This is a genomic window from Streptomyces sp. NPDC036984 (genome assembly GCF_055607665.1).
In genome coordinates this window covers 34,900-60,519 of sequence record NZ_JBVJRL010000019.1, presented here as the reverse complement: position 1 = coordinate 60,519, position 25,620 = coordinate 34,900, and the positions used below count along the sequence as shown (strand labels likewise).

General features: G+C 70.5%; 15 protein-coding genes. 6 read left to right on the top strand and 9 right to left on the bottom strand.

Going from position 1 to position 25,620, the window contains the following annotated elements; genetic code table 11:
- Positions 1-32 precede the first annotated feature (32 nt).
- Complete coding sequence (pulA, locus tag ACZ7DL_RS29145) at positions 33-5,438, bottom strand: pullulanase-type alpha-1,6-glucosidase (RefSeq protein ID WP_470778576.1); 5,406 nt, start codon at positions 5,436-5,438, stop codon at positions 33-35.
- A gap of 400 nt (positions 5,439-5,838) precedes the next feature.
- Here pulA and ACZ7DL_RS29140 point away from each other — a divergent pair, with 400 nt between their 5' ends.
- The gene (locus ACZ7DL_RS29140; RefSeq protein ID WP_470778574.1) at positions 5,839-7,395 is read left to right on the top strand and encodes a hypothetical protein; all 1,557 of its coding nucleotides are present in this window, start codon (positions 5,839-5,841) and stop codon (positions 7,393-7,395) included.
- Here the strand turns inward: ACZ7DL_RS29140 and ACZ7DL_RS29135 are convergent.
- From ACZ7DL_RS29135 to ACZ7DL_RS29110, 6 genes are all read right to left on the bottom strand, one after another.
- Positions 7,370-8,827 carry a DUF998 domain-containing protein gene (locus ACZ7DL_RS29135; RefSeq protein WP_470778572.1) on the bottom strand — a complete coding sequence of 486 codons (1,458 nt, stop codon included), beginning with the start codon at positions 8,825-8,827 and terminating at the stop codon, positions 7,370-7,372. The two genes, ACZ7DL_RS29140 and ACZ7DL_RS29135, sit on opposite strands and share 26 nt — an antisense overlap.
- A 198-nt stretch (positions 8,828-9,025) precedes the next feature.
- Complete coding sequence (locus tag ACZ7DL_RS29130) at positions 9,026-10,399, bottom strand: alpha-amylase (RefSeq protein ID WP_470778570.1); 1,374 nt, start codon at positions 10,397-10,399, stop codon at positions 9,026-9,028.
- A 132-nt stretch (positions 10,400-10,531) separates the two neighbouring features.
- Positions 10,532-12,217, bottom strand: coding sequence for a glycoside hydrolase family 13 protein (locus ACZ7DL_RS29125; RefSeq protein ID WP_470778568.1), 1,686 nt, complete (start codon positions 12,215-12,217; stop codon positions 10,532-10,534).
- 170 nt (positions 12,218-12,387) lie between these two features.
- Positions 12,388-13,293, bottom strand: coding sequence for a sugar ABC transporter permease (locus ACZ7DL_RS29120; protein WP_470778566.1), 906 nt, complete (start codon positions 13,291-13,293; stop codon positions 12,388-12,390).
- Between the two features lie 19 nt (positions 13,294-13,312).
- Positions 13,313-14,317, bottom strand: a complete 1,005-nt coding sequence (locus tag ACZ7DL_RS29115) for a carbohydrate ABC transporter permease (RefSeq protein WP_470778564.1) — start codon at positions 14,315-14,317, stop codon at positions 13,313-13,315.
- Positions 14,318-14,423: 106 nt separating this feature from the next.
- Positions 14,424-15,698, bottom strand: a complete 1,275-nt coding sequence (locus ACZ7DL_RS29110) for an extracellular solute-binding protein (protein WP_470778562.1) — start codon at positions 15,696-15,698, stop codon at positions 14,424-14,426.
- Between the two features lie 345 nt (positions 15,699-16,043).
- Here ACZ7DL_RS29110 and ACZ7DL_RS29105 point away from each other — a divergent pair, with 345 nt between their 5' ends.
- Positions 16,044-17,078 carry a LacI family DNA-binding transcriptional regulator gene (locus ACZ7DL_RS29105; protein ID WP_470778561.1) on the top strand — a complete coding sequence of 345 codons (1,035 nt, stop codon included), beginning with the start codon at positions 16,044-16,046 and terminating at the stop codon, positions 17,076-17,078.
- 68 nt (positions 17,079-17,146) lie between these two features.
- The gene (locus ACZ7DL_RS29100) at positions 17,147-18,010 is read left to right on the top strand and encodes a phosphatase PAP2 family protein (RefSeq protein ID WP_470778559.1); all 864 of its coding nucleotides are present in this window, start codon (positions 17,147-17,149) and stop codon (positions 18,008-18,010) included.
- On the opposite strand, the gene ACZ7DL_RS29095 is transcribed toward ACZ7DL_RS29100, so the two are convergent.
- Complete coding sequence (locus ACZ7DL_RS29095) at positions 17,998-21,009, bottom strand: bifunctional [glutamine synthetase] adenylyltransferase/[glutamine synthetase]-adenylyl-L-tyrosine phosphorylase (RefSeq protein WP_470778557.1); 3,012 nt, start codon at positions 21,007-21,009, stop codon at positions 17,998-18,000. The two genes, ACZ7DL_RS29100 and ACZ7DL_RS29095, sit on opposite strands and share 13 nt — an antisense overlap.
- A gap of 379 nt (positions 21,010-21,388) precedes the next feature.
- Entirely contained in the window at positions 21,389-22,276 is an 888-nt protein-coding gene (locus tag ACZ7DL_RS29090; RefSeq protein ID WP_470778555.1) for a DUF72 domain-containing protein, read from the bottom strand.
- A gap of 127 nt (positions 22,277-22,403) precedes the next feature.
- Here ACZ7DL_RS29090 and ACZ7DL_RS29085 point away from each other — a divergent pair, with 127 nt between their 5' ends.
- Genes ACZ7DL_RS29085 through ACZ7DL_RS29075 form a run of 3 tightly spaced genes read left to right on the top strand, consistent with a single transcriptional unit; the run spans position 22,404 to position 25,568 of the window.
- Positions 22,404-23,300, top strand: coding sequence for an alkaline phosphatase family protein (locus tag ACZ7DL_RS29085; RefSeq protein WP_470778554.1), 897 nt, complete (start codon positions 22,404-22,406; stop codon positions 23,298-23,300).
- 1 nt (position 23,301) lies between these two features.
- Complete coding sequence (locus ACZ7DL_RS29080; protein WP_470778552.1) at positions 23,302-24,552, top strand: MFS transporter; 1,251 nt, start codon at positions 23,302-23,304, stop codon at positions 24,550-24,552.
- On the top strand, positions 24,549-25,568 hold the full coding sequence (locus ACZ7DL_RS29075; RefSeq protein ID WP_470778551.1) for a TolB family protein: 1,020 nt from the start codon (positions 24,549-24,551) through the stop codon (positions 25,566-25,568). Before ACZ7DL_RS29080 ends, ACZ7DL_RS29075 begins: the two co-directional genes overlap by 4 nt.
- Positions 25,569-25,620 lie beyond the last annotated feature (52 nt).

Here is a 25,620-nt window from a genome sequence, read left to right as displayed (position 1 = left end):
ACGCACTCCTGTTCTACGGCAACGGCCTCACCCTAGTCACCGGCCCGGGTGAACACCGCCACGGTCCGCGCCGGCACGGTGAAGGTGCCGGAGCCGGCCGCGTAGGCGGAGGTCTTCACCACCGCGTCGGCGCCCGCAGCCTGCACCGGGTGGAGCCGGAAGTGGTCCCCGGCCAGCGCGGGAACCCGCTGCTCCTGCCGCTCGGGCGTGGCGTTGAACACGACGACCAGGTCACCGAGGTGCATGGTGATCACCCCGGGCGTCTCGTCCTTGCCGGACAGCGGGAAGGCCAGCCGGTCCTGCACCTGGGCGGCCGTACCCAGCGAGAACGCCTGCTCGGTCGTACGGATCCTCAGCAGGTCCCGGTAGGCGGCCGAGGCCCCGGTGATCTCCGGGCAGCCGACCTCGACCGCGCCCAGCAGCGGCCGGGCGTACTCCCACTTGGACTGGTTGTCGGCCGCCATGGGCAGCCCGCGCCCGAAGCCGTTGCCGTCGGCACAGTTCCAGTGGATGGCGTTGAACCAGTCGCCGCTGTCGAAGGAGTTGCGGTCCAGGGACTTCGAGCGCAGCAGGTCGGTGCCCGCCTGGGAGAGGGCCGGGCCCTGCGAGAGGGCGGCCGTGGCCATCGCCAGGACCTGCATCCGGGCCCGGTCGGCGGCTCCCGTCGACGCGGGCAGCTTGTAGGCCAGCGCGTCGAACAGCGACTCGTTGTCGTGCGCGTCCACGTAGGCGAGGGCGTCGCCGGGCGCGTCCGCGTAGCCGGCGGGCGCGCCGTTGTAGTCGACCTCGGCGCCCTTGACCTCCTTGCCGGCGGTGTCGGTGAAGGTGAAGGACTTCAGGTTGCCGGACAGGCCCACCTTGATCAGGTCCTGGTAGTGCAGCAGCCGGGCCTTCTGCTCCTCCTCGGTGCCGTTGGCCGAGGAGGTGTTGGGGTCGGTGTACAGCCCGGACGCGAAGCCCTGGACGCGGGGGTCGGAGTCGAAGGGGCCGCCGCCGCGCACCGCGTCACGGGCGCGGTCGGAGAAGGTGGCGATCCCGGTGCCGGCCATGTTCTTCTGCGTGGCCTGCACGAACCGGGCGTCGTCCGCGACCTCGCCGAAGTTCCAGCCCTCGCCGTACAGGATGATCTTCTTGCCGTCGACGCCGTCCTTCTCGTAGGTCAGCGCGTCCAGGGCCTTGCGGACGGCCAGGATGTTGGCCTTCGGGTGGTGGCCCATGAGGTCGAAGCGGAAGCCGTCGACCTTGTACTGCCTGGCCCAGGTGACGATCGAGTCCACGACCAGCTTGCCCATCATCGCGTTCTCCGGCGCGGTGTTGGCACAGCAGGTGCTGTTCGCCACCGAGCCGTCGGCGAGGAGCCGCTGGTAGTAGCCGGGCACGATCCGGTCCAGGACGGAGGTGTCCGTCTGGCCGCTCGCCGCCGTGTGGTTGTAGACGACGTCCATGACGACCCGGAGGCCGTCCTGGTTCAGCGCCTGGACCATCCTGCGGAACTGGACGGTGCGGGCGGTGCCGTCGGGGTCGGTGGCGTAGGAGCCCTCGGGGACCGTGTAGTGGTACGGGTCGTAGCCCCAGTTGTAGGCGTCCTTCGCGGCGGTCTTCGCCACGCACTCCTGCTGCTTGTCGGAGTCGGCCGGGTACGAGGCCAGGTCGCAGTCGGTGGTCGCCTGGTCGGCCTTCTTCTCCGGGATGGTGGCGATGTCGAAGGCGGGCAGCAGGTGCACGTACGAGGTGCCCGACTTCGCCAGCTCCCTCAGGTGCTTCGAGCCGTCGCTGTTCTTGTCGGCGAAGGCCAGGTAGGTGCCCTGGTCCCGCGCCGGGACGGTCGGGTCGGCGACCGAGAAGTCCCGGATGTGCAGCTCCTGGATCTGCGCGTCCCTCAGCGGTACGGCCTTGGGCTTGCGCAGGGCCGCCCAGCCGCTCGGGGTGAGGGACTTGTCGTTCAGGTCCACGACCAGGCTGCGCTCGGAGTTCGCGGTCAGGGCGACCGAGTAGGGGTCGGTGACCTTGTTGGTGACCACCTTGCGGACGCTGGGCGCCCACACCTTCACGACGTACCGGTAGGGCTTGCCCTTCCAGGAGGCCGGGCCGGTGGCGGACCAGACGCCGGTGGTGGCGTTGCGGTGCATCGTGACGCCACGGCCGTCGAGGTCGAGGTGGACGGACTGGGCCGTAGGCGCCCAGACGGAGAGGGTCGGCTTGCCGTCGTGGAAGACCGGCCCTGGCTTCGCCTTGGTCGCGCCGGCGTACAGGTCGTCCAGCACACCGGCGGTCTGCACACCGGTCGCGGCCAGCACGGCGCCGTCGGCGGCCCGCTGCGAGGCGACGAGCTGCCCCCGGAGCGCCTCGCGCACCCGGTCGCGGTCGCGCGGGTCCACCGACCAGGCGGTGTAGTCCTTCAGGTGCGGGAACTTCGCCTTCTGGGCGTCGGTGAGCGTGGTCTTCGTCAGGCGCAGCCAGCGCTCGTCGTCGCTGGTCAGGGTCCCGTCCTTGACGGCGATCGAGCCGTCGCGGGAGGAGAGCAGCTGGGTGGAGGCGGCGCCGTCGGCGCCGTTCCAGGCGACGGTGTTCCGGTCGATCCAGACCGCCTTGGACGTGGTCAGGTCGAGCGCGGCGGCACTGCCGGCGGGCTGCGGCAGCAGGTACTGCTCCTGGCCGTTCAACAGCCACACCTCGTGGCCGTTGGCCTTGAGGTCCAGGGACTGGTCGGCCGGGAGATCCTTCTCGTCGCCCTTGTGGATGATGTAGCTGAGGCTGGTGGCACCCTCGGTGAGGGGTACCTCGAAGACCGCGCCATAGGCATCAGTCTTCACCGGCCGCAGTGGGTTCGACCAGTCGGTGGGGCCGGCGGCACCCGTCCAGACGTGCAGGCCCCAGCCGTCGTAGGCGCCGTCGGCACGGTGGTAGTGGATGACCGCCTTGGTCCTGTCCTGGGCGGGATAGTCGGGCTTCTGGGTGAGAACGTCCGTCTTCCCCTGCTCGACCCACACCTCACCCGTCTTGGTGACGTCGATCGTGCGGTCGGCGGAGACGTCCTTGTTGCCGTCCTTGTCGATGACCAGGAAGCCGACGTTCGAGGCGCCGGGCCTGAGCTTGACGTAGGCGAAGGCGCCGTAGGCGTCCCGGCCGGTGAAGGGGTGGCTGGCCGGCCAGTCGGTGGCCTCGCCGTCGGCAAGGTCGCCCCAGGCGTACAGGCCCCAGTCGGCGTAGTCGCCGTCGGTGCGCTTGTAGTGGACGATCGCGTAGTCCCGGGAGGAGGCCGTGGGGACCTCGGGCGCGGGCGGGGTGCCGGTGGTGCTGCTCGCCAGGGCGCTCGCGGTGCGCCCGGCCGAGTCGATGACGACGGCCTTGTAGCGCAGCGCGGTGCCGGCGGGTACGTCCTTGCCGATGGCCTGGGTGACCTTGTAGGGAGCGTGGTCGGCTGAGCCGAGGACCCGCCACTTCCCGTTCCCGGCCTGGGCGGCGAAGACGACCCGATTGAGCCGGCCTCCGTCGACGTCGGCGGTGATGTCCACGGTCCCGGTGGCTCCGGTGGCGGGGGCCTTCAGGGTGATCGTGGGCTTGGCGGCGGGCTCGGCGAGGGCGCCGGCGGCCTTGTAGACGACGGCGGAGCCGGCCGGGACGGTGACGGTGAGTTTCTTGTCGGCGTCGCTCTTCCGCGTGTCGCTCGCGCCGTGGATGCCCCGGTACGCCATGGACGCCGAGCCGGTCGCGAAGGTCGCCGTCTTCGCCTCACCGGCGTTGTTGAACGCGACGACGTACTCCTGGCCCGTCTTCGCGTCCGTGCGGGTGAAGGCGTAGATGCCGGCGCCGTCCGCCGCGTACCGCTCGGTCTGGACGCCGTCGGTCAGGGCCGGGTTGGCCTTGCGGAGTCCGGCGAGGGCGGCGATCTCCCGGTACAGCGGGGCCCGCGTGTCGTAGGAAGCGCTCGCGTGGGTGCGGCCGGTGCCGATCTCGTCGTCGTCCAGGTAGTCGGCGACCTTGGAGGCGAACATGGTCTGGCGGGCGTCCTTGTCGCCGCCGGAGCCGGTGAAGCCCTGCTCGTCGCCGTAGTAGACGACCGGATTGCCCCGGCTGAGGAACATCAGCTCGTTGGCGAGGCGGTCCTTGGCGAGGATCTCGGCGTCGGTCGCCTTCGGGTTGTCCTGCTTGAGGAAGTACCCGATGCGGCCCATGTCGTGGTTGCCGAGGAAGGTGACCTGCTCGTAGGCGTTGGCCTTGTCGGTCGTGTACCTCCAGTCGTCACCGAAGACGCTCGCGAGCCGCTGCGCGCTGCCGCCCTGGGAGGCGTAGGAACGGGCCGCGTCCTGGAAGGGGAAGTCGAGGGTGGCGTCGAGGCGGCCCTGGGTGACGTACGGGGACGTGATCGCGGTGTCGGCGGAGTACACCTCGCCGAACATGAAGAAGTTCTTCCGCCCGCGCCCGGCCGCGTACCTGTCGAGCGCGGTCGCCCACTGGGTCCAGAACTCCATGTTCACGTGCTTGACGGTGTCGATCCGGAACCCGTCGACGCCGAAGTCCCGCACCCACCGCTGGTAGATCTTCTCCATGCCCCGCACGACCTCGGGACGCTCGGTCCACAGGTCGTCCAGGCCGGAGAAGTCGCCGTACGTGGTCGACTCACCGGCGTACGTCGAGTCGCCCCGGTTGTGGTACATCGTCGGGTCGTTGAGCCAGGCCGGGACCTTGCTCCGGGCGGTGGCCTTCGGCGTGTACGGGAACGAGCCGGTGCCGACGGCCGGGAACTTCGTGCCGCCGGCCGCGTAGTCGCCGTCGTCGAAGGGCTTGCCGTCCTTGGTCAGGTAGGGGAAGGCGCCCTTGGAGAGGTAGTCGTAGGACTTCTCCTCGTAGTCCACGACGTCGGCGGTGTGGTTGGTGATGACGTCGAAGAAGACCTTCATGCCCTTGGCGTGCGCCTTGGCGATGAGGGTCTGGAGGTCCTTGTTGGTGCCGAAGTGCGGGTCGACCTGGGTGAAGTCGGTGATCCAGTAACCGTGGTAGCCGGCGGAGGCGTTGGCGCCGGTGCCCTGCACGGGGCGATTCTTGAACAGGGGCGCCATCCAGATGGCGGTGGTGCCGAGCCCCTTGATGTAGTCCAGCTTCTTCGTCAGGCCCTTGAGGTCGCCGCCCTGGTAGAAGCCCTTGTCGGTGGGGTCGTAGCCGGTCTTGAGCCGGGAGCCGGTGAGTCCGCCGTGGTCGTTGGAGGTGTCGCCGTTGGCGAAACGGTCCGGCATGACGAAGTAGAACTGCTCGCGCGTGTCGTCGTGCCGGGCGGGCTGGGCGGCGAGGGTCGCGTCCGAGGGGGGCGCGGGCGGGGTGGCCGCCTCGGCGGCCAGTGGCTGGATCAGCGCGGCGGCGAGGGCGACGGCGGTGACGGCCGCGGCCCGTCTGACGTGGGCGGTACGGCGCGTCCGGGGCGCCGGCCATCTCGGTATCACAGGCGGGAACTCCTTGCGATTGCGGCTCTCTTGGGTCCGACCCCGCGCGACCGTATCGCCGACGAAAGGTTTACAGCAAGAGGGTTGAAACCCGTAGCAAGAAGTTTCACCTGAATCCACTGCCCTCGGGGCCTCCTGACGAGGGCGGCGGCTGCCGATGCGAGCGGTCCGGGTTGCGACGCGCTGTCCCCGGGGTGAGCGTGGAGGTGAGGGCGATTGCGACGGCGCAGAAACCAGCGAGAAGCGCACAGTGAGCAGCGAGAGCAATGGCGACTGAATCAACGGGCATGTCCCCCTTCGGAGAGCGTCCCCGTGCCGGCTCGTCGGTCACCGGCGAGCGGATCGTCCGGCTCCCCCGGCCGGCTCAACGCCCCGGTGGCTCAGCCCGTCCGGATCCGTGATGGCCAGAACCACCCGGCGACACGTCCTGCACCTGACCGGCGCCTCCGCCGTGGCCGCAGTGCTTGCGCTGCCCGCCGCTTCGGTGACTGCCGCGTCCGCGCCTCAGGCCCAGAGCGAGGCCAGGGCGGACCTGCCCATGCAGTCGACGCCTCCTGCACCTGAGCCTCCGTCGCCGACGCCGGCTTCCCCCTCGGAGCCGAGCGTCGAACCGACCACGACGCCGCCGGGCCCGTCGACGCCGGCCACCCCACCCTCGACGGAGCCGCCTTCCCCGACCACGACCAACAGGACCCCGACCCCGACCGAGACGTCCGAAACCGAGGAGCCGTCCCAAACCGAGGAGCCGTCGGAAACGGGGGAACCGTCCGAAACCGAAGAGCCGTCGGAAACCGGGGAACCGTCCGAAACCGAAGAGCCGTCGGAAACCGAGGAGCCGTCCGGTCCCGCCGAAAGCGACACATCGGCGTCCCCTGCTCCCGCGCAGCAGGAAGAGATGGAAAAGGCGACGGCGGACCTGAATCAGAAGAAGGAGGAGGTACCCGACGAGCTGGTTCCGAGCGTCGAGCGACTGACCACCAGCCTGGGCGCGGCGGAAGACCCAGGGACCCCGCCGCAGGAGCGTGACGCGGTCATCCGCAGCGCACAGGCGGTGAGCGCCACTCTGGCGGTGATCGGCGACACCGGGACACCCCGTGCGGTGCGGGAGGAGCTGACCGGGCTCGTGCAGCAGGTGACCTCCACCCTGGAAGCGGCGAACCAGCCGGAGTTGCCGCCCGAGGATCGGCGCACGCTCTTCTTCGTGGCGCAGAAGTCGGCATCCGCTCTCGACACGTTGGGCAGCCCCGGGACGCAGCGGGAAGTGCGGAAGGATCTGGCCGGAATCACCAGGGACTCGATGCGTCTGGCGCAGGCGCACCCCTCCGACCAGCAGGTCTCGCGGACCGTGCGGCTGCTGCTGGCAAGTGTGCCCACCATCAGCGACCCGAACTCACCCGAGGAGGGGCGGAAAGAGCTGGCGGAGACCACACACGCGGCCAGTTCGTCGCTGAACAAGGCCGGCGATCCGAGGGTGTCGGACGAGGAACGGGAACAGGCGCGAGAAGAGCTGGAGAAGCAGATCGAGCAACTGAAGGAGAAGCAGGAGGAAGTCGCCTCCGCTCAGGGTCTGCCGGACGTACGGCTCGGCAAGGCGGCCGAAGTCTGCACCAACTCCATCTTCGATGCCGCCCCGGAGGACATCCTCGGAAAGGATCTGAAGAGGCTGCTCCCCGATGCGTGGAACACGGAAGGCGTCAAGGACTTCTGGAGATCCAAAGAAAGGGGAGACGACGACTCCCTCGACGTCTTCACGCAGTTGCGGAACGACGAGTTCGCCGACACCCCGCTGGAAATCGAGCAGCTCGTCCCCAGGCTCGCCGACTCGGTACCGGCGAGCGAACTCTTCGGGACCCTCGGCACTCCGGCGCTCCACTGCCTGAGGGCCGCTTTGCAGCTCGACCAGGACTCGGGGGTCAGATCGGGGACCTGGGTCAAGATGGCCGAGGAGAAGGAATAGAACTCAACAATTCAGCCACGGACACCTCCGAATAGGCGTCGACGGTGGAGACGCCGAACCTCTCCACCTCCTTCTTCTCTTCCGCGTAGTCAACCCCCTTGCCCTCGAAGTGGTAGGAGGAGATGGAGTACACGGGACCGCTCCTGGGAGACCAGGTCGCCAGTACGTAGCGCGTGTTGCGCGTCACGTTGAACAGATTGTTGTCGTGGCGCACCCTGCCGAAGTAGACGAGCTTCTCCGGGCACTTCCCCACCGGGCAGTAGAACCGGCCCTCCGTCTTCTTCCACGACGGGTGCGGCTGACGGAAAGCGTCCACGTCGATCCATCCCCGGTCCTTCCGCATGTACGTGAACTGCAGGTCGACGTGGAGCAGGTCGTAGTCGACGTTTCTGGGTATCTGGAACACGTGCTCCCGAGTGTCCTCCTGCCCGCTCTCGAGAACTTTTCCAGGCTCGTAGAACCGCCCGCTGCTCAAGGGGAAGTAGGTGAGTCGATCGACGTGCCGCTCGCCCTCCTCCCTGCGCGCACCTAGATCGAAGCTTTCCTTCCATCCCTCCGAGAGCGAGTTTCCCCGCTCGGAATACTGCGCGGTCCTGCCGTACACCGTGAAGTCGTCGATGATGACGTACACCGAGAACGCCCCGGTGTTCTTGACGGTGAGTTTCAGCGGCACCTGGACGAACGGGAGCCGGCGGTCCGTCCGCGCCGTTCCGAACTCCGCCTTCAGAGCGAAGCGCATGGGGGCCACTGTGGGCTGGTACATGGTCGAGTACGCCAGACTGAGAGCGGTGAGGAGGGCCGACACGACTACTCCGGCCGCGAATTTCCTGGGTTGCGGAACCCCCCTCCAGGGCTTCTCCCTGAGCAGCAGACAGAGTGCCCACACCGACCAGCACCACAGAGGCATGAACGCCAGCAGGTAGGGCGTGTACTCCCTCTCGTCCAGCCACATCAGAAAAAGAAGGCTGTCGGTTGCCAGCGATATGAGGACGCCGAGCAGGACGATGGCACCGGCTACCCTGGACTGCCGTCTTCCCCAGTAGTCGAGTACCGAGATCGCTGCCGCGACCTGCGCCAGACCGGACGCGACGAACAGGGCCCCGGTGACGCGCTGCGCGAAAGTCAGCGCGCCGGAGGCGTCCGGCCATCCGATCAGCCCGTTCAGGACCGCGGACGCGAGCAGTCCCGCGATCATGAGGACGCTGGTCCCGCGTCTTCTCCAGGCCCGGTCGGGCCAGGTACCGCTGTCCCCTCCGCGCCAGCACACGGATGCGGGGTCGTCCACATCCACGTCCGGGTAACCGCGCCGGTCCAGTATTTTCCGCAGCTCACGCAGCGACCAGGCACTGCCTGCGGGGTCGCTGCCCACGGTGACCCGGCGAAGACCACGGCCGTCCGGTGCCTCGACGACGACCCAGGGACGGATGCTCATGGAGCCAGCCTCGAACCGGAGCCGGAACCGTGCATCCGGAGTTGCTCCGGTCGGCCCCGCGCGGACGGCCCTGCCCTTCGGATGCGGATGAGCGGCCGGCCCTGCCGTGCTGATCGGAGGGCGTCGGCAGGATGCGGAGAAGCCGCGCGTGCGGCCGGGCCCGCCGGGTGAACGCGGTGGGCCCGGCCTCAGGTGTGTTCAGCAGCTCGACTTGCCGGCGTAGAGCGCCAGCGCCGTGTTCGAGCCGAGGGTGGCGGTGAACTGTCCGCTGGAGTTCACGGTCACCGTGGTGTTGTTCTGGACGTTGCAGTACGTCCCGGCGGGCAGGGACGTCTGGTAGGTGCGGGTCAGCGACGAGGACTCGTGGTTGATGGCCACATAGCCCTTGCCGCCCCGGCCGAACGCGATCGCGTCGTTGCCGTTGTCCCACCAGTTCGAGACGGCCTGGCCGCGCGTCGCGTTGCGGAAGGCGACCATCGACTTGATCTCCGGCCAGGCGTGCTGGCACTTCCAGCCGTCCTGCCAGCAGGCGGTGACCGAGCCGTTGTTCGGCGGCCCGGCGTCGACGTCGGACCACTCGTAGCCGGAGTTGATGTCCGGGGCGCCGTAGGGGTAGGCGAGCATGAAGACGTTGGCCAGGGTGTAGTCGGCGCCGCTCTTGTAGTTCAGGGTGCTGCCGTTGCGCTCGGTGTCGTGGTTGTCCACGAAGACGCCGGCGCCCGCGCTGCTCAGGTAGCCCCAGCCCTCACCGTAGTTGCTCAGGTAGGCCAGCTTCTCGTTGGTGAAGACCCGCTTGAGGTCGTAGGCGTAGCGGAACTCCTGGACGTCGCCGTTGCCGGTGTACTCGGTGGGCTGGACGGCCTCGTTCGTGCCGTAGATGACCTCCTGCTTCCAGTACACGCCAGGATTGGTCAGGCGGCTCTTGATGTCGGCCAGGTCCGCCGCCGGGATGTGCTTGGCCGCGTCGATGCGGAAGCCGTCGACCCCCAGCGTGAGCAGGTCGTTCATGTAGCCCGCGATGGTCTTGCGGACGTACTCCTCGCCCGTGTCCAGGTCCGCCAGGCCGACGAGTTCGCAGTGCTGGACGTTCCAGCGGTCGGTGTAGTTCGTCACCTGGGCGGTGCAGTCGTCGAAGTCGTAGGAGGAGTAGAGGCCGGGGTAGGCGTACTTCGTGTACGACGAGCCGCCGGTGCCGGTTCCCGATCCCGCCGCCATGTGGTTGACGACCGTGTCGGCCACGACCTTCACGCCCGCCGCGTGACAGGTGTCGACCATGTTCCGGAAGGCCGTGCGGTCGCCGAGGCGGCCCGCGATCTTGTACGACACCGGCTGGTACGACGTCCACCACTGCGCGCCCTGTATGTGCTCGGCGGGCGGGGAGACCTGGACGTATCCGTAGCCGGCCGGGCCCAGGGTGGTGGTGCACTCCTTGGCGACCGAGTCGTACTTCCACTCGAAGAGGACGGCGGTGACGTCCTTGGTGCCGGGCGGGGAGGCGTGCGCGGTGGTTGGGGTCATGACAAAGGTGGCGGCCGTGAGGGCGAGCGCCACGGGGAGGATTCTGCGTGCCATGTGGGGTCCTTCGTCCTTGAAGGCGCTTGCTGAAATGTTCAGCAAACTTGCGGTGACGCAGATGTTAAAGGCCCGCTGTCCGAAAGACAGCGGGCCGTTGTGAAGTTGATGCAAGAACTGTCAGACGGGCCGTCAGGCCAGGGTCGTCCACCACACCGTCGTGTCGCCAGGCACCTTCGCCTCGCCGTCGGCCTCGGTCACCTCACCGCTGGTGAGCAGGACCCGGCCGTACGCCGGGGTCGTGACCGACTCGCCCGTGGTGTTGGCGACGCACACGAAGTCGCCGCGCCGGAAGGCCAGGACGCCCTCGGGCGCCCGCAGCCACTCGACCGCGTCGCCCGCGCCGAGGTCGGACTGGGCGCGGCGCAGGCGCAGCGCCGAGCGGTACAGCTCCAGCGTCGAGCCGGGCTCGCCGGTCTGCGCCTCGACGCTCAACTCGGCCCACGTCGACGGCTGGGGCAGCCAGCTGCCGCCGCTGCCGAAGCCGTAGGAGGAGCCCTCGCGGGTCCACGGGATCGGCACCCGGCAGCCGTCGCGGAAGCCGTCCTGGCCGGCGCCGCGGAAGTACGCCGGGTCCTGGCGCACCTCGTCGGGCAGGTCCACGACGTCCGGCAGGCCCAGTTCCTCGCCCTGGTAGATGTAGGCCGAGCCGGGCAGGGCCAGCATCAGCAGGGTGGCCGCGCGGGCGCGGCGCAGGCCCAGCTCGCGGTCGCCCGCGGTGCGGATCTGGGTGCCGAGGCCGGGCGGGTTGGCGAAGCGGGTGGCGTGCCGGGTGACGTCGTGGTTGGAGAGCACCCAGGTGGCGGGGGCGCCGACCGGGCGCATGGCCTCCAGGGTGCGGTCGATGACCTCGCGCAGCTCGGCCGCGTCCCACTCGGTGCCCAGGTACTGGAAGTTGAAGGCCTGGTGCAGTTCGTCGGGGCGCACGTAGTTGGCGGTGCGCTCGACGGTCGGGGTCCAGGCTTCGGCGACGAAGATGCGCTCGCCGGAGTACTCGTCGAGGATCAGCCGCCACTGGCGGTAGATCTCGTGGACGCCGTCCTGGTCGAAGAACGGCATGACATCGTTGCCCAGCAGTTTCAGCTGGTCGTGGGAGCCGAGGTCCGGCAGGCCCGCCGCCTTGACCATGCCGTGGGCGACGTCGATGCGGAAGCCGTCGACGCCCATGTCCAGCCAGAAGCGCAGGATGGAGCGGAACTCGTCGCCGACGGCCGGGTGCTCCCAGTTGAAATCGGGCTGCTCCGGGGCGAAGAGGTGCAGGTACCACTCGCCGGGTGAGCCGTCCGGCTCGGTGACCCGCGTCCAGGCCGGGCCGCCGAAGATCGACTCCCAGTCGTTGGGCGGGAGTTCGCCGTTCTCGCCCTTGCCGGGGCGGAAGTGGTAGCGCTCGCGCAGCGGGGAGCCGGGGCCCTCGGCGAGGGCGCGCTTGAACCACTCGTGCTGGTCGGAGGAGTGGTTGGGGACCAGGTCCACGATGATCCGCAGACCCAGCGCGTGGGCGTCGCGGATCAGCGCGTCGGCGTCGAGCAGATTGCCGAACATGGGGTCGACGGCACGGTAGTCGGCGACGTCGTAGCCGGCGTCGGCCTGCGGGGAGGCGTAGAAGGGGCTGAGCCACACGGCGTCGACGCCGAGATCACGCAGATAGGGCAGACGGGAGCGTACGCCCTCCAGGTCGCCCATGCCGTCGCCGTTGCTGTCGGCGAAGCTGCGCGGATAGACCTGGTAGATGACCGCGTCCCGCCACCAGTCGCGGCGGGCGGCGACGGTGGCGACGGCGGAGTGGCGGGCCGGTGCGGCAGGGTGCTGCTGGCTCATGGCGTCCTTGATACGTAACTGGGGCATGGTGGTGGTCGGGCGGCGGGCTCGGCGACGGGCCGGGGCGCAGGGCGCGGGATGCGAGGCGGGCCGCGGTGACAGCGGGGTCGGATGGGCACCGCGGCCCGCCTACCCGCGCGGTGAGGCGCGCGGGAGTCCTGCGCCGGGCGTCAGCCCTTGGTGCCGCCGGCGGTGAGGCCGGTGACGAGGTTCTTCTGCACGAGGTAGAAGAACACGGTCACCGGTATCGCGATCAGCACCGCGGTGGCGGCCATGTAGTTCCACTGGGCGTCGTGCTCGCTGACGAAGGTCTGCAGACCGACGGCGAAGGTGTACTTGGAGTCGTCCAGCAGGAAGGTGGTCGCGAAGGCCACCTCGCCGACGGCGGTGATGAAGTTGTAGAACGCGGCGACGGCCAGGCCCGGGCGGGCCAGCGGCAGGATCAGCCGGAAGAAGGTGCCGAAGGGGCTGAGCCCGTCCACGCGGCCCGCCTCGTCGATCTCGAAGGGGATGGTGTCGAAGTACCCCTTGAGCAGCCAGGCGCTGTACGGCACGGCGGTGGTGCAGTTGATGAGGATCAGCGCCCAGTAGGAGTCGATGAGGCCGAGCTCGCTGAAGATCTCGTACATCGGCACGATCAGGATGGCGATCGGGAACGCCTGGGTGAGCAGCAGGACCCACATCAGCTGCTTGTAGCCGGGGAAGCGCATGCGGGAGACCGCGTAGCCGGTGGTGGCGGCGACGAGGACACCGATGAGGGTGGTACCGAGGGCCACGATCATCGTCGACTTGAACCAGTCGAGGAACCCGGTGTGCTCCAGCACGAAGCTGTAGTTGGAGAAGGTGGCCTTGCCCGCGATGCCGCCCGGGTGCAGGTAGTCCTCCTTGTCCGGGCCGAGGGACAGGTAGCACAGCCAGGCCACCGGGGCCAGGGCGATCAGGCTCGCCACGACGAGCCCGCCGTGCAGCAGGGCGGCGCGCAGCGGGCCGCGCTCGCCGCGCCGGCGGACGCGGCGCCGGGGCTCGGGGGCGGTCACCGGGGCGGTCTCGGTGGTGTCCAGGGTCGTGGTGCTCATGGCGGCGGCTCCTGCGGCGTCAGACGGCGAGCTGGTCATTGCGCTTCAGCCAGCGGAAGTAGAAGGAGGTGAAGACGGTCAGGATCGACAGCAGCAGCACGCCGTACGCGGCGGACTGAGCGAAGTCGCGCGGCTGCTGGCCGAAGCCCAGCGCGTAGGCCCAGGTGACGAGGATCTGGGCGTCCGGGGCGGAGTTCTTGCCGAACAGCAGGAAGATGATGACGAACTGGTTGAAGGTCCAGATGATGCCGAGCAGGACGACGGTGGAGCTGACCGAGCGCAGGCCCGGCAGGGTGACGTGCCGGAAGCGCTGCCAGGCGCTCGCGCCGTCCATCTCGGCGGCCTCGTAGAGGGAGGAGTCGATGGACTGCAGGCCGCCGAGCAGCGAGAGCATCATGAACGGCACACCGCACCAGGTGTTGACCATGATCGCGGCGAACCGCTGCCAGAAGGTGTCCTCCAGCCACTCGGGCTGGGGCAGGTGGAGCGCGCCGAGGAGCTGGTTGAGCACGCCGGAGTCGGCGAGCATGATCCGCCAGGAGAAGACGGTGACGAAGGTCGGCACGGCCCAGGGCAGGACGAGCAGCAGCCGGTAGACGGTACGGCCGCGCAGCTTCTGGTTGAGCATGAGCGCGAGGCCGAGGCCGATGGCGTAGTGCAGGGCCACACAGGCGACCGTCCAGAACACGGTCCACAGGAAGTGCGACCAGAACCGGTCGTACGCCGTCGGGCCGAACAGGATGTCCTGGTAGTTGTCGAGGCCGATGAACTTGTAGGTGGCGTCGATGTGGTTGACGCCGATCGTGCGCGCCGAGTTGAGGCTGTTGGCGTCGGTGAGGGTGAGGTAGAAGCCCCGCGCGAGCGGGTAGCCGACGAGGACGCCGAGCACGATGACCACCGGGGCGATCATCGCGTAGGCGTACCAGTACTTGTGGAAGCCGTTCCTGATGCGCTGCCCCAGCCCGGGCCGAGGCGCGCGGTCACCGCGGCGCTTGCCGGTCGCGCGGTCGATGGCGACTGTCATGGTTCGACACCTTCAATGGTTCACGGAGTTGGGCTGGGCACAGGGCGGTGGCCGCCGGATCCTTCCCCCCCTTCTTGTACAGGGAGGATCCGACGGCCACACGGGCTCACTTGCTGAAGTCGGGCACCAGCTTGGTCATGGCCAGCTCGGCGTTGCTCAGGCCCTTGTCCAGCGACTCCTTGCCGCTGGCGACCTTGGGCAGCTCGGTGTCGAGCGGCCCCCACAGGGAGCTGTACTCGGGCAGCGCCGGGCGGGGCTGGGCGGCGGCCAGGACGCCCTGGTAGCCGGCGATGCCGGGGTCGGTCTTGACCTGGGCGGTGTAGGCGTCGGACCGGGTGGGCAGGGTGGAGTTCTTCAGGGCGATGGTCTCCTGGGCCTTCGCCGAGGTCATGAACTTGACGAACTTCAGGGCCGCGGCCTGGTGGGCCTTGTCGGAGCCGGCGTAGACCGAGAGGTTGTGGCCGCCGGTCGGGGCGCCCGCCTTGCCGGCGGAGCCGGCCGGGACGGTGGCGATGCCGAGGTTGGACTTGTCCTTGAAGGCGCTGCCCTTGTAGAAGTTCGTGATCTCCCAGGGTCCCTGGATGATCGCGGCGACCTTGCCGTTGACGAACGCGTCCTGGATGTGGGCGTAGGCGTCGGCGGTGGCGTCGGCCTTGTGCAGGCCCTTGCCGGAGAACAGGCTGAGCCAGGTGCCGTAGGCCTTCTTGGTGGCGGCCGAGTTCACAGTGATCTTCTTGGCACCGGCGTCGACGGTGTCGGTGCCCTCGCCGTAGAGGAAGGTCTGGGCGTAGTAGGCCTGGGTGGAGCCCCAGTAACCGTCGACCTTGGTCTTGCCCTTGATCTTGGCGGCGTCGGCCTTCAGCTCGTCCCAGGTCTTGGGGGCCTCGGTGATGCCGGCCTTCTTGAAGAGGGCCTTGTTGTAGACGAGGGCGAGGGTGTCGGTGACGAACGGCACGCCGTAGGTCTTGCCCTCGTACTGGGCCTGCTTGATCAGGTTCGGCTCGAACTTGCCCTGGTCGGCGAGGGCCTCGGTGCCGTCCAGCGGCAGGAAGAAGTCCTTCTTGGCGAAGGCCGGGGTCCAGCCGACCTCGGAGCGCAGCACGTCCGGGGCGCCGGTGGCGCCGGCCGCGGTGTCGAACTTGTTCTGCGCCTGGTCGAAGGGGACGTTGACGTACTTGACCTTGATGTTCTTGTTGGCCGCCTCGAACTGCTGGACCAGGGTCTTGTACGTCGGCGCCTCATTGGTGGCGTTGGAGGTGTCCCACCAGGTGATGGTGACCGGGCCGTCCGACTTCCCGCTGTCGCTGTCGCTCCCGCCGCACGCCGTCGCCGTCAGGGCGAGGGACGCCACCAGCGCGGAGGCCGCTATGCCACGCCGCATGAGTTCTCCTTGAGGGTTAAGCCCGAGTGATGCCGACTGCGCCTTTGCGGCCGCCGGGCGAGTGGGAACGTAACAGCCGTGTAAGCGTTGCGAAAGACCTTGCAGAAAAAAAGTGCAAGGGGACACGATGGTTACCCCGTCGTGACCGGCCGTCGACCGGCGCGCAACCCAGTCGCGCAGGCGCTGAGCGGCGATGACGACAGTTGTGCAAGACTTGCAAGCTCTTGCCACCAAGTAACCCGAGGGAGCGCGATGACGCAGCAACCCACGGCAGGCCGTGCGCCCGCCCGCGCCCGGCGTCCGGCCGGTGTGCAAGGCGAGATACGACCGGTACAGTCCAGTGCCGTGACCACACGGCTTGCCGACATCGCTGCGCAGGCGGGGGTGAGCGAAGCGACCGTCAGCCGGGTCCTCAACGGGAAGCCGGGCGTCGCCGCCACCACCCGCCAGTCCGTGCTCGCCGCGCTCGACGTGCTGGGCTATGAGCGCCCGGTGCGGCTGCGGCAGCGCAGCGAGGGCCTGGTGGGCCTGATCACGCCGGAGCTGGAGAACCCGATATTCCCGGCCCTGGCCCAGGTCATCGGCCAGGCGCTGACCCGCCAGGGCTACACGCCGGTGCTCGCCACGCAGACCCCGGGCGGGTCGACCGAGGACGAACTGACCGAGATGCTGGTGGACCGCGGGGTCGCCGGGATCATCTACGTCTCCGGGCTGCACGCCGACACCACCGCCGACATGCAGCGCTACGAGCGGCTGCGGGCGCAGGGTGTGCCGTATGTGCTGGTGGACGGGTTCTCGCCGAAGGTGCAGGCGCCGTTCATCTCCCCCGACGACCGGGCGGCGATGACGCTGGCGGTGACGCATCTGGCGTCGCTCGGGCACACCCGGATCGGGCTGGCGCTCGGGCCCAAGCGGTTCGTGCCGGTGCAGCGCAAGATCGAGGGCTTCGTCCGGGCGATGCAGGAGCAGCTGGGGCTTGCCGCGCAGACCGTCGAGACCGAGCTGATCCAGCACTCGCTGTACACGCTGGAGGGCGGCCAGGCGGCCGCGACGGCGCTGATCGAGCGGGACTGCACGGCGGTGGTCTGCGCCAGCGACATGATGGCGCTGGGCGCGATACGGGCGGCCCGGCAGCGGGGCCTGGAGGTGCCCCGGGACGTGTCGGTGGTCGGTTTCGACGACTCCCCGCTGATCGCCTTCACCGATCCGCCGCTGACCACGGTCCGCAAGCCGGTCCCGGCGATGGGGCAGGCGGCGGTGCGCACGTTGCTGGAGGAGATCGGCGGGACGCCGGCGCCGCACAGTGAATTCGTGTTCATGCCGGAGCTGGTGGTGCGTGGTTCAACCGCTTCGGCACCGCATGTCCTCCGTACGTCGTAGGAGGTGCGCCGCGGACCCGACCTTGGGATGATCGGGCGTGGAAGTCTTGTCTGGCAGACTCTGTGCCTATGAGTGACTCGACCGTGACACCGTCGGAAGGTCGCGAGGAGGTGGCCGTTCCGCGGGCCGTCACGGGCGAGGACCGACAGGGTCCGCTGGGCCGGATGCGGCGTCCACGACGGCCACGGCTGTGGTTCGAGATCCTTCTGATCGCGGTGAGTTACTGGACCTACTCACTGATCCGCAACGCCGTACCGGAGCAGCGGGGCAAGGCGCTGCGCAACGCGGACTGGATCTGGCATGCCGAGCAGCATCTGGGCGTCGCCGTGGAGCAGTCCGTCAACCACGGCGTCAACTCGGTGTCTTGGCTCATCGTGGGCATGAACTACTACTACGCCACCCTGCACTTCATCATCACGATCGGCGTGCTGGTGTGGCTGTACCGATGGCATCCCGGGCGGTACTCGGCGACCCGTCTGGTGCTCTTCGCGACCACCGGTGTGGCCCTGGTCGGTTACTACCTGTTCCCGCTCGCGCCGCCCCGGCTGATGCGCGGCGGGCACTTCGTGGACACGGTGATGGTGCACCACACCTGGGGCTCGATGGCCTCCGGCGACCTCAAGCACATGTCGAACCAGTACGCGGCGATGCCGTCGATGCACATCGGCTGGTCGCTGTGGTGCGGGCTGACGATCTTCGCGCTGGCGTCGGTGCCCTGGGTGCGGGTGCTGGGGCTGCTGTATCCCACGGCCACCCTCGTGGTGATCGTCGCCACGGCGAACCACTTCTGGCTGGACGCGGTCGGCGGTGTGCTCTGCCTGGGCTTCGGGTTCGCGGTGGCCCGGGCGTGGTACGGCAGCCTGCCGTACACCCTGCCCCGGCTGGTTCCGGTGCCCGCGGCCCGGCCGCTGCGGTCCCCTCAGTCGGCGTAGAACAGCTCCTCCACCACCGTGCGCGCCCGGCGGGTGGTACGGCGGTAAGCGTCCAGCATGTCCCCGGCGTGTCCGGCGCCGTAGCCCAGGTAGCGGCCGACGGCGGCCAGCTCGCGCGGCTCGGTGGGGAAGGTGTCCCCGGCCCGGCCGCGGACCAGCATGACCGCGTTGCGCACCCGGGTGGCCAGCACCCACGCCTCGTCCAGGATCGCCGCGTCCTCGGCCGTCAGCAGTCCGGCCTCCCGGGCGGCGGCCAGGGCCTGGCGGGTGCGGGGGGTGCGCAGGCCCGCCTCCCGGTGGCCGTGGCGCAGCTGGAGCAGCTGGACGGTCCACTCGACGTCGGACAGACCGCCCGGGCCGAGCTTGGTGTGCAGCTTGGGGTCGGCGCCGCGGGGCAGCCGCTCGGACTCCATCCGCGCCTTCAGCCGGCGGATCTCGCGGACCGCCTCCTCGCCCAGGCCCTGGGCCGGGTAGCGCAGCGGGTCGATCAGCTCGATGAACCGGCGGCCCAGTTCCGCGTCGCCGGCGACCGGCTCGGCCCGCAGCAGCGCCTGTGACTCCCAGCCCAGGGACCAGCGGCGGTAGTACGCCTCGTACGACTTCAGGGTGCGCACCAAGGGCCCCGACTTGCCCTCCGGGCGCAGGTCGGCGTCGATGAGCAGGGGCGGGTCGGTGCTGGGCAGCTGGAGCAGGCGGCGCATCTCGGCGACGACCTTGCCCGCGGCGGCGGCCGCCTCGTGCTCGTCCACGCCGTCCTGGGGCTCGTGCACGAACAGCACGTCGGCGTCGGATCCGTAGCCCAGCTCGTGCCCGCCGAAGCGGCCCATCCCGATGATCGCGAACCGGGTGGGCAGGGTGTCGCCCCAGCCCTCCCGGACGACCGCGCGCAGGGTGCCGGCGAGGGTGGCCGCGGTGAGGTCGGAGACGGCCGCGCCGACCCGGTCCACCAAGGCGCCCTGGTCGGCCTCGACGGGGCTGGTCTCGGTGCCGTAGGAGCCGACGATGTCGGCGGCGGCGGTGCGGAACAGCTCGCGGCGGCGGACGCCGCGGGCCGCGGTGACGCCGTGCACGGCGTTCTCCGCGCGGCCGACGGCCGCCAGGATCTCCTGCTCCAGCTGGGCAGGGTCGCGGGGGGCCAGGCCGCCGCCGACGGCCACGGGGCCCGCGCCGGTGCCGTCGCCGAGCAGGGCGACCGCCTCGGGGGCGCGCAGCAGGAGGTCCGGGGCGAGGCGGCCCGCGGACAGCACGCGGGCCAGGTTCTCGGCCGCCGCGCCCTCGTCGCGGAGCAGGCGCAGGTACCAGGGGGTCTTGCCGAGGGCGTCGGAGACCTTGCGGAAGTTCAGCAGGCCGGCGTCCGGGTCGGCGGAGTCGGCGAACCAGCCGAGGAGGACCGGCAGGAGGGTGCGCTGGATCGCCGACTTGCGGGTCACGCCGGACGCCAGGGCCTCCAGGTGGCGCAGGGCGGCGGCCGGGTCGGCGTAACCGAGCGCCACCAGGCGTTCGCGGGCCGCCACGGGGCTCAGCCGGGCTTCGCCGGGAGCGAGCTGGGCGACCGCGTCGAGCAGCGGGCGGTAGAAGAGCTTCTCGTGCAGCCGGCGGACGACGCCGGTGTGCCGCTTCCACTCGCGGTTCAGCCCGGCCACCGGGTCGGTGCGCAGGCCCAGGGAGCGGCCGAGGCGGCGCTGGTCGGCCTCCGCCTCGGGCACGAGGTGGGTGCGGCGCAGGCGGTACAGCTGGATGCGGTGCTCCATGGAGCGCAGGAAGCGGTACGCCTCGTCCAGGCGGGCGGCGTCCTCGCGGCCGACGTAGCCGCCGGCGGCGAGGGCCTGGAGGGCGTCCAGGGTGGTGCCGCTGCGCAGGGTGGAATCGGTGCGGCCGTGCACCAGCTGGAGGAGCTGGACGGCGAATTCGACGTCCCGGAGGCCGCCGGGGCCGAGCTTGAGCTCTCGTTCGACCTCGGCCGCGGGGATGTTCTCCACCACGCGGCGGCGCATCTTCTGGACGTCCGCCACGAAGTTCTCGCGCTCGGCGGCCTTCCAGACCATGGGTTCCAGCGCGTCGACGTACGCCCGGCCCAGGTCCGCGTCCCCCGCCACCGGGCGGGCCTTGAGGAGGGCCTGGAACTCCCAGGTCTTCGCCCAGCGTTGGTAGTAGGCGAGGTGGCTGCTGAGGGTGCGGACGAGGGGGCCGTTGCGGCCCTCGGGGCGGAGGTTGGCGTCCACCGGCCAGATGGAGCCCTCGACGGTGGTCTCGGAGCAGATCCGCATGAGGTGGGAGGCGAGTTTCGTCGCGGATCTGAGGGCCTTGGGCTCGGGGGTGCCCTCGGCCGGCTCCGCCACGAAGATGACGTCCACGTCGGAGACGTAGTTCAGCTCGTGGCCGCCGCACTTGCCCATCGCGATGACCGCGAGGCGGCAGGCGGCGGCGTCCTCGGGGGCGGAGCGTTCGGCCAGGGCCAGGGCCGCGCGGAGGGTGGCGGTGGCCAGGTCGGCCAGCTCCGCGGCGGTCTCGGCGACGTCCGTGGTGCCGCAGACGTCCCGGGCGGCGATGGAGAGCAGGCAGCGGCGGTAGGCGACGCGGAGGGAGACCGGGTCGGTGGCCTCGGCCAGGCCGCGTTCGAATTCGGCGACGCCCGGATGGAGGTCGTACGGCTCGTACATGACCAGGGCCTGCCAGTCGCTGGGGTGGCGGGCCAGGTGGTCGGTGAGGGCGGCGGAGGCGCCGAGGACGCCGAGGAGGCGGTCGCGCAGGGGCTTCGCCGCGATGAGGGTGTCGAGCAGTTCGCGGTGGCTGGGGCCGTTCTGCGCCTCCAGGAGGCGGACCAGGCCGCGCAGGGCGAGGTCGGGGTCGGCGGTGGCGCCGAGGGCTTCCAGGAGGACCGGGTCGTCGCGGACGGGGGCCAGCTCGGGGCCGTCCAGGAGGCGCTCGGCGGCGGAGGGGTCGGTGAAGCCGTGCCGCAGCAGGCGGGTGAACGTGCTGCTCCTGCGCCCCGGCGTCATCTCCGTGGCCTCCCCTCGGATCTTTCGTCGTCCTGGCCAGAGCCTAACCGGAAGGAGCCGGGGGAGCTTTGTCCGCCGGTGGGTGGGGCTTGTCGTCTCATGCCTGCGGCAGCCCGCGCGGGTGCGCTGCGGCTCACCGACCGTGCCTGCGGCAGCCCCCCGGGGGTGCGCTGCGGCTCACCGACCGTGCCTGCGGCAGCCCGTGCGGGTGTGCTGTGGCTCGGGTCGCGCCTGCGGTCGAGTGGGGGGGCGGGGCCGCGCCGGGCGGTGTCCGTCCTCGGTCCGGCGGGCTGTTTCCCGTGCGTTGCCGGACTTTTCGCCGGCCGCTGCGGGCGGACACGACCCGGCACGTCCCCTTCCCGCCGTGGGCGGCCTCGGGTCAGGTCACGGCCCGGGTGGTGGTGCCGCGCTGGTGCGGGAGCCTCGTCTGCAGGAGGTCCTTGAGGGTCTGGGCCGCTGTGGGGGCCGCGTCTCCGCAGCAGTTGTTGAAGAGGAGGTGCAGTTCGTCCGTGGCCTCCGCCAGGGCTTGGATCCGGGGCAGCCATTCGGTCAGCTCCCGCTCGGTGTACGCGTGGCGGAAGCGGTCCTCCTTCGTTCCCGTGCCCCAGTGGGGGCTGCGGCCGTGGAAGCGGATCACCGAGAGGTGGGGGGTGGTGACGGAGGTGACGGGTGGCATGGAGGTCGGTAGGCCCTGGGCGGTGTCGACGGCCACCGCGGTGGCGTCCAGGTCGGTGAGGAAGGCGGTGGTGCGGGGGGCCTGGGCGGGGTGCCACCAGGCGGGGTTGCGGAACTCCACGGCGAACGGCCAGTCGTGGGCGCGTTCGCGGGCGACGCGGATGAAGGCCTCGGCTTCCGGGCCGGGGGTGAGGGAGGGCGGGTACTGGAAGAGGAGGGTGCCCAGGCGGCCGGAGTGGCGCAGGGGGGCCAGCGCTTCGGCGTAGCGGGTCCAGATCTCCGCGCGCAGGGCCTCGTCGCGGGGGTGGTCGCGGAGGTCCGGGGGGAGGGCGGCGGGGCGGGTGGGGTGGCCGGTGAGGAGGGAGAACGCCTTGACGTCGAAGCGGAAGCCGGGGGGCGTGCGGTCCGCCCAGAGGGCTGTGGTGCGGGGGGCGGGGAGGGCGTAGTAGGGCGAGTCGGTCTCGACGAGGGGGAAGCGGGTCGCGTAGTGGCGTAAGCGCTTCTCCGCGTCGCGGTGGCCGGGTGGGTACCAGCCGCTCCTGAGCAGCTCCGGGTCGGTCCAGCCGCAGGTGCCGATGAGGATCTCCGCCATGCGGGCGCGAGTACCCGGCGTTCATCCGGTCTTCACCCGGGAGGTTGGCCCGCGTGGGCCACGGGAATGGTGGCGTGTGCATGCTCTGTCCGCACCGCCAGCCGTCCATCCATTCCCGGAGGTTGATGTGTCCGGCAGTTCTGCCCGTTCGGCGTATCGCCGTGCCCGTGCCGTCGTGGCGTCCGCGGCGGCCCTCGCCGCGGCCGCGGTCGGACTGTGGACCGGGCTCGGCGGCGACACCGCGCACGCCGCGGGTACCGTGCCCAGCCCGGACCACGTGGTCGTCGTGGTCTTCGAGAATCACGCCTACAGCCAGGTCATCGGATCGTCCAGCGCGCCGTACATCAACTCGCTGAAGTCGGGGGGTGCCAACCTCACCCAGTCGTACGCCGAGACCCATCCGAGCCAGCCGAACTACTTCGCGCTGTTCTCCGGGTCGACGCAGGGCATCACCGACGACGGCTGCTACACGCCGGGCTTCTCGTCGAAGCCCAACCTCGCGTCCGAGCTGATCGCCGCCGGGCGCACCTGGGCCAGTTACAACGAGTCCCTGCCGAGTCAGGGGTCCACGACATGCAGCAGCGGGAACTACGCCCGCAAGCACAACCCCTGGTTCGGGTTCGGCAACGTGCCGACCTCCACCGCGAAGACGTTCGCGCAGTTCCCGACGGACTACTCGACGCTGCCCCAGCTGTCGTTCGTCGTGCCGAACCTGTGCAGCGACATGCACGACTGCTCGGTGTCCACCGGTGACACCTGGCTGAAGAACAACCTGGGCGCCTACGCGACCTGGGCCAAGACCCACAACAGCCTGCTCGTCGTCACCTTCGACGAGGACAACCGGCTGAGCGGGAACCGGATTCCGACCGTGTTCTACGGGCAGCCGGTGGCCGCCGGTTCCACTTCCTCCACCACGTACAACCACTACGACCTGCTGCGCACCCTGGAGGACACCCAGGGTCTGGCCACGCACGCGGGCAACGCGGCCTCCGCCAAGGACATCACCGGCATCTGGGCGTCCTGACGTGTACGTAGCGGACAGCCGCGCCAGTACGTCCGCTCACGATGCCGTCCGGTCTCCGGCCGGGCGGCGCCGTGCCGCGGTCGCCCCCACCGTCGTCGCGCTGGGAACGGTGAGCCTGGTCACCGACGTGTCGTCGGAGATGGTGACGGCGGTACTGCCGTTGTACCTGGTGACCGGTCTGGGTCTGTCGCCGTTGGGATTCGGACTGCTGGACGGGATCTACAACGGGTTCTCGGCGCTCGTGCGCCTGGTGGGCGGGCACTTCGCCGACCGGGGCGGCGGGCGGCACAAGTGGGTGGCCGGGCTGGGGTACGGCATCTCGGCCGTGTGCAAGCCGCTGCTGCTGGTGGCGCACTCCCTGACTCCGATCGGGGCCGTGCTCGCCGCCGACCGGACCGGGAAGGGGCTGCGCACGGCGCCCCGGGACGCCCTGATCTCGCTGTCCAGCCCGCCCGGAACGCGCGGGCGGGCCTTCGGGGTGCACCGGGCGATGGACACGGCCGGGGCCCTGCTCGGGCCGCTGGTGGCGTTCTGGATCCTGCGGGCCACCGTGGACGGGTACGACGCGGTGTTCACCGTGAGTTCCTGTGTGGCGGCGCTGGGCCTGCTGGTGCTCGTGCTCTTCGTGCCGGGCGGCCGGGGTACGGCGGCGGAGCGGCGGCCGGCCCTGCGGGCCGCCGTGGGGCTGCTGCGCGGCCGCGACCTGCGCCGGATCACCGTCTGCGCCCTGCTGCTGGGCCTCGCCACGGTCAGCGACTCCTTCGTCTATCTGCTGCTCCAGCGCCGTCTCGGCGTCCCCGACCGCTGGTTCGCGCTGCTGCCCCTGGGAACGGCGGCCGCGTTCCTGCTGCTGGCCGTGCCGCTCGGCCGGCTCGCGGACCGGTCGGGCCGCTGGGCGGTGTTCCTGGCGGGCCATGGCGCCCTGCTCGTGGTGTACGCGCTGCTGCTCACCTCCTGGCACGGCTCGGTGCTGCCGTATCTCGTGCTCGCCCTGCACGGCGGCTTCTACGCGGCCACCGACGGGGTGCTGATGGCCGCGGCCTCGGACAGCGTGCCGGAGGCACTGCGCTCGTCGGGGCTGGCCGTCGTCCAGACCGGGCAGGCGCTGACCCGGTTCGCCTGCTCGCTGCTGTTCGGCGCGGCCTGGACGGTCTGGGGCGACCGGGCGGCGCTGGCGGGGGCCGCGGTGGCGCTCGCCGCGTGCGCCGCGTTCTCCCTCACCCTGCGCCCGAAGGGGACGGTGACCGCATGACCGTACGCAATCGTGTGCTGATCCTGGTCTCGGCCGTCGCCGTGCTGGCGGCGGTCGGGCTGGCCTCCGTGCTGCACGCCTCCGCGCGGGCGGACCGCCGCAACCACACCCAGGCGGGCGGGCCGAGCGTCACCTCGGGCACGGTGGCGCTGCGCGAGCCCGGGCGGCTGCTGTTCCGGAACATGGCGTGGGGGCCGCACCGGGACGAGGTGACGTCCGTCCCGGCGGACGATCCGGGCGGACCGCGTACCGCCACCGGCCTCACGTGCCTGCGCTTCCACGCCGCTTCCGGGACCGGGGTGTGTCTGCAAGCCGTGCACGGGCCGGTCTCGGACACCTACCGCGCGCTGGTCCTGGACGCGCGCCTGCGGACCGTGCACCGCTACGACGTCCCGGGCATCCCGTCCCGCGCCCGGGTCTCCCCCACCGGGCACTTCGCCGCCTGGACGGCGTTCGTGGGCGGCGACTCGTACGCCGGGACGGACTTCTCCACGCGCACGGCGATCGCCGACACCCGCAGCGGTGCGCTGATCCCGTCGCTGGAGACGTTCCGGATCGTCCGGGACGGGCGTCCGTACCGGGCGGCGGACGTCAACTTCTGGGGGGTGACGTTCGCCGCCGACGACCGCACGTTCTACGCGACGCTGGCCACGCAGGAGCGGACGTACCTGGTCCGCGGCGACCTGCGCCGCCGTACGGTCACCACCCTGCACGGGAACGTGGAGTGCCCGTCCCTCTCCCCCGACGGCACCCGCGTCGCGTACAAGAAGCGGGTCGAGGGGCTGCCCGAGGACGCCCCGTGGCGCCTGTACGTCCTGGACCTGCGCACGATGCGGGAGACCGCGCTCGCCGAGTCGCGGAGCGTGGACGACCAGGCGGTGTGGCGGGACGGCCGTACGGTCGTGTACGCGCTGCCCGGGGACTACGGCGCCGACCTGTACGAGGTACCGGCGGACGGGTCGGGGCGGCCGCGGCGGATCAGCCCGGCCGCCGTGTCACCGGCGTACTCCGGATAACCCGCCCGGGGTCAACCCGGCGGTCCGCGCATTCCTTCATCCCGGTGGTTCA